Source organism: Mesorhizobium sp. M7A.F.Ca.US.006.01.1.1 (genome assembly GCF_003997935.1).
In the GTDB taxonomy this organism is placed as follows: domain Bacteria; phylum Pseudomonadota; class Alphaproteobacteria; order Rhizobiales; family Rhizobiaceae; genus Mesorhizobium.
The window spans coordinates 1-4,714 of sequence record NZ_RZQL01000374.1 but is presented as its reverse complement, the minus strand read 5'-3'; the positions used below and the strand labels follow the sequence as shown (position 1 = coordinate 4,714).

The 4,714-nt window shown below is 66.1% G+C and carries 5 protein-coding genes; all 5 read right to left on the bottom strand.

Annotated elements, in window-relative coordinates; translation table 11 throughout:
* Positions 1–18: 18 nt before the first annotated feature.
* The gene (locus EN943_RS35110) at positions 19–264 is read right to left on the bottom strand and encodes a MoaD/ThiS family protein (RefSeq protein ID WP_127318017.1); all 246 of its coding nucleotides are present in this window, start codon (positions 262–264) and stop codon (positions 19–21) included.
* Positions 252–2,522: a xanthine dehydrogenase family protein molybdopterin-binding subunit gene (locus tag EN943_RS35105; protein WP_127416391.1), complete on the bottom strand. Its 2,271-nt coding sequence runs from the start codon at positions 2,520–2,522 to the stop codon at positions 252–254. Before EN943_RS35105 ends, EN943_RS35110 begins: the two co-directional genes overlap by 13 nt.
* A gap of 1 nt (position 2,523) precedes the next feature.
* Positions 2,524–3,000, bottom strand: coding sequence for a (2Fe-2S)-binding protein (locus EN943_RS35100; RefSeq protein WP_013530647.1), 477 nt, complete (start codon positions 2,998–3,000; stop codon positions 2,524–2,526).
* Positions 3,000–3,860 carry a xanthine dehydrogenase family protein subunit M gene (locus EN943_RS35095; protein ID WP_127416390.1) on the bottom strand — a complete coding sequence of 287 codons (861 nt, stop codon included), beginning with the start codon at positions 3,858–3,860 and terminating at the stop codon, positions 3,000–3,002. The genes EN943_RS35100 and EN943_RS35095 overlap by 1 nt, the downstream gene beginning before the upstream one ends.
* A gap of 185 nt (positions 3,861–4,045) precedes the next feature.
* On the bottom strand, positions 4,046–4,714 hold a 669-nt coding region (locus tag EN943_RS35090; protein ID WP_127416389.1), incomplete at its 5' end, for a helix-turn-helix domain-containing protein.

Sequence of the window (4,714 nt, the reverse complement as noted above, 5' to 3'; positions counted from 1 at the left end):
GCGGCGGGGCTGCCGCCCCTACCCCCCCGCCAGCCTCGGCAGCAAAAAAATCTCCGCCCCCTGCGGCAGCTTCTTCGACCACGTATCTCGATAGATCGTCCCGTCGATGGCGACGGCGATGCCTTTGTCGATCCAAGGCTCGAGGCCGGGATACTGTTCAGCCAGCTTCCTGAACAGCTCCCTTATGTCCTTGGCCTCGATCTCGACCTTGCTGTTGCCTCCGGCGGTCGCGGCGAGCGAGCCCCAGAGCGTTACTTCGACCATTCCCGTTCCGCCTCGATCGCCGCCAGGATGCGCGGCGGCGACATCGGGATATGCGTCATGCGCACGCCCGCGGCGTTCGACACCGCATTGGCGATCGCCGCCAGCGGCGGCACGATCGACGTCTCGCCGACACCGCGCACCCCGTAAGGGTGGTTGGGGTTGGGGATTTCGAGGATCTGCGTGTCGATCATCGGCAGGTCCGAGCAGACCGGGATGCGGTAGTCGAGGAAGCCGGCGTTCTGCAGCCGCCCGTCCTTGCCGTAGATATACTCCTCGTTGAGCGCCCAGCCGATGCCTTGTGCAGCACCCCCCTGGTACTGCCCCTCGACATAGGTCGGGTGCACCGCCTTGCCGGCATCCTGCACCACCGTGTAGCGGATGACCCTGGCGGCGCCGGTCTCGGGATCGACCTCGATATCACAGATATGGGTGGCGAAGGAGACGCCGGCGCCATCGGCGACGAGCTCGCTGTGACCGGCGATCGGTCCGCCGGTCTTGCCCGACTCGACAGCGATCTCCTTCAGCGACAGCTTGCCGAGATTGCCGTGCTTCTCGCCCTTGGCAATCGCGTGACCCTTTTCCCAGACCACGTCGTCGACGGCAATGTCCCACATCTGCGCGGCGCGCTCGCGCAAGATCTTGATCGCGTTGCGGGCGGCCGAGATCGTCGCCATGGAAGACGAGAAGGTGCCGCGGCTGCCGTCCGTCATGTCGTTGTAGCCGAGGCTGGACGTGTCGGCGACGATCGCCTTGACCTGGGAATAGTCGATGCCGAGTTCCTCCGCCGCCACCAGCGACAGCGACGCGCGCGAACCACCGACATCGACCGTGCCGACGGCCAGCGAGACCGAGCCGTCCATGCCGATGTTGAGGTCGGTGCAGGTCTGGCCGCCGAAATTGAACCAGAAACCGCAAGCCATGCCACGGCCCTGGTTCGGACCCAGCGGTGCCTTCATGTGCGGATGACTCTTCACCGCCTCCAGCGTCGGGCCGATGCCGATCGGGCCGTAGACCGGGCCGTAGGAGGATCGTGTGCCTTCCTGCGCGGCGTTCTTGATGCGGAAGTCGACCGGGTCCATGCCGATCTTCTTGGCCAGCTCGTCGACCGCGCTTTCCACCGCGAACGCCGCCATCGGCGCCGAAGGCGCGCGGTAGGCAGCGGTCTTCGGCCGGTTGACCAGCACCTCGTAGCCGACCGTCTTGACGTTATCGAGCTTGTAGCAGGCGAACGCGGTCATGGCGCCGATCTCGGCCCAGGAGCCGGCATACGGGCCGCAGCTGTAGCGCAGCGTCGCTTCGGCGGCAGTGATAGTGCCGTCCTTGCGGGCGCCGATCTTGACGTCGATCGAGGTGGCGCTGGTCGGGCCCGAGGCGCGGAACACCTCGTCGCGGGTCATCACCAGCTTCACCGGCCGCCCGGCCTTGCGCGACAGCGCCAGCGCTACCGGCTCGGCCCAGACATGGGTCTTGCCGCCAAAACCGCCGCCAATCTCCGAGGAGGTGACGCGCAGTTTCGAGGCTTCCATGCCAAGCAGCTGGGCGCAATGCTGGCGGTAGACGAAATGGCCTTGCGTGCACACCCAAAGGTCGGCGGTGCCGTCCGAGCTGAAATTCGCCACGCAGGCATGCGGCTCGATATAGCCCTGGTGCGTCTGCTCGGTCTTGAAGGAACGCTCGACGATGAAGTCGGCGTGCCCGAAACCCTGATGGACATCGCCATGGCCAAACTGGCTGCGCTTGGTGACGTTGGAGGGTTTTACCGGCTTTTCCTCGAGCCCCTCGGTGAAGATGGCATCATTGATCAAGGGCGCCGTGTGCTTGGCCGCCTCGTCGACATCAGTGACATGCGGCAAAAGCTCGTATTCGACCTCGATGAGCTTCAGCGCCTGCCTGGCCGTGCGGGCGTCGATCGCTGCGACCGCAGCCACCGCGTGGCCGTCATAGAGCGCTTTCGTGCGCGCCATGCAATTGTCGAGGACGTCGTACATGGCGGCATCGCCATCGGTGAGGTCCGGCAGGTCGGCCGCGGTGATCACCGCCTTCACGCCGGCGAGCTTTTCCGCCTTCGAAATGTCGATCTTGACGATCCTGGCGTGGGCGTGCGGGCTTCTGAGAACACGCCCGACCAGCTGGCCGGCCATGTTGAAGTCGGCGCCGTAGCGGGCGCGGCCCGTCACCTTGTCGATGCCGTCGGGACGGATCGGACGTGTGCCGACGGAGGCGAATTTACGTCCGGAAAAACGTGGATCGAAATTCATCTCAGGCTCCCTTCATCACGATGGCCGCGTCCTGGACGGCGCGCACGATCTTGTCGTAGCCGGTGCAGCGGCACAGGTTTCCGGCAAGGCCGAAGCGGATTTCCTCCTCGGTCGGGTCGGGGTTCTTGGCCAGGAGGTCCTTGGCCGCGATCAGGAAGCCCGGCGTGCAGATGCCGCATTGCAGCGCCGCATGCTCGAGGAACTTCTGCTGCAGCGGATGCAGCGTATCGCCATGCGCCATGCCCTCGATGGTCTCGACGCGCCGGCCTTCAGCCTCGGCGCCGAGCACCAGGCACGAGCACACCAGCCGGTCGTCGAGGATGATCGAGCAGGCGCCGCAGTCGCCGGTGCCGCAGCCTTCCTTGGCGCCGGTCAGCCCCAGCCGGTCGCGCAGGACGTCAAGCAGCGTCTCGTCAGGCTGGCAAAGATACTCGACAGCGTCGCCGTTGATTGTGGTTGAAACTGCTATACCAGCCATCATTTGCCTCCTGCACGTGCATAGGCGGTCGTTGCGGCCCGCTTGGCCAGCACGCCCGCAACTTTCCTCCGGAATTCAATAGTGCCGCGCTTGTCGTCGATGGGACGGCATGCCCCCGCGCAAACCTTGGCGAGCCGCTCCAGCGTCGCCTCGTCCAGCCTGGAGCCGATGAGTACCTCCGCCGCCTCTTCGACCAGAAGCACCGTCGCCGCCACGGCGCCCAGCGCCACGCGGGCCGATTTGACGACCCCGTGCTCGTCGAGCGTCAGGTTCACCCCGGCGCTGACCACCGCGATGTCCATCTCGGTGCGCGGAATGAACCGCAGATAGGCATCGCCAGAGCGCGGCTCGCGCTTGTCGAGCAGGATCGCCTCGATGATCTCGCCTTTGGCCAGCGACGTCCTGCCCGGCGCGGTCGGCACGCTCTGCACGGGGATCGTGCGCCGGCCCGCCGGCCCGACGACCACAGCCTTGGCGCCGGCGGCAACCAGCGCCGGCACGCTGTCGGCGGCCGGCGAGGCGTTGCAGAGATTGCCCACGATGGTGCAGCGTCCCTGCACCTGCTTCGAGCCGATCAGCTTGGCCGCCTCGACGACGCCAGGCCATGCCTTCCTGAGGGCGGTGTTCTCCCCCAGGACGGCGCAAGGAACCGCCGCGCCGATGCTGAAGCCTTCAGCCGTTTCCCGGATCTCGCTCAAGCCATCGATCGCCTTGATGTCGACGATCAGCTCTGGTTCGGCAAAGCCGCCCTTCATCCTGACCAGGAGGTCGCTGCCTCCCGCGAGGATGGCGGCCGTACCAGCCGACCCGGCCAACTGGCCAACGGCGTCTTCTATTGAAAGCGGACGTATGTAGCGCATCGTCTCCCCTTGGTCATCGCGATTTCAGCGACCGTTATAAACAGTCTCCTCATAATGGCTATCCGGTTCCTCATCTGCGGCGATTAGGCCAGGCGCCGCAATATCCAGTCCAACAGAACGAAAGTGGCGCGCGCCCCGATGGCAGCACCGGCTTTCGGTGATTTTCGGGAAACTTCGGCGATGGATCAAGTGCGCCCATTCGCTTTTGTCCGCCTTTGGACCGGAACGGCCCTTAAGCCGGCAGAGCCGCTGCTTGGCCGCCCCGGCTGAAGCTCCCTGTGTTCGGCGGCTGCCCGAAACGCCTGCGGCGGCTGGCCAAGGGTACGCAGGAAGGCGCGCCGCATGCGTCCGGGATCGCCAAAACCGGCGGTTTCGGCGATGCGCTCAAGCGGGAGATGGCTGGTCTCGATCGCCGTGCGGGCCGTCTCAAGGCGCATGCGCTCTACGGCCTTCGCCGGCGTGACGCCGGTCTCGGCCGTGAAGGCGCGGGCGAAGTTGCGGGGACTCATGGCCGCGTGATCGGCCAGGCATTCGACGGTCAGCGGTTTGGCCAGGTTTGCCCGCACCCAGTCGATCAGCGCGGCGAAGCGGCCGGTTCGCCCACCCAGCTCGACGAAGGCCGAGAATTGCGACTGGCCGCCCGGCCGGCGCTGGTGCACGACGATCTGCTGCGCGGTGCGGCGCGCCACCTCAGCGCCAAGGTCATCTTCGACAAGGGCGAGCGCCAGGTCTATTCCGGCCGAGATGCCGGCCGACGTCCAGATGTCGCCATCCCTGATGAAGATACGCTCGGCATCGAGCCTGACCTTCGGATAGCGGCGGTGGAAGTCGTCGCTGCTGGCCCAGTGCGTGGT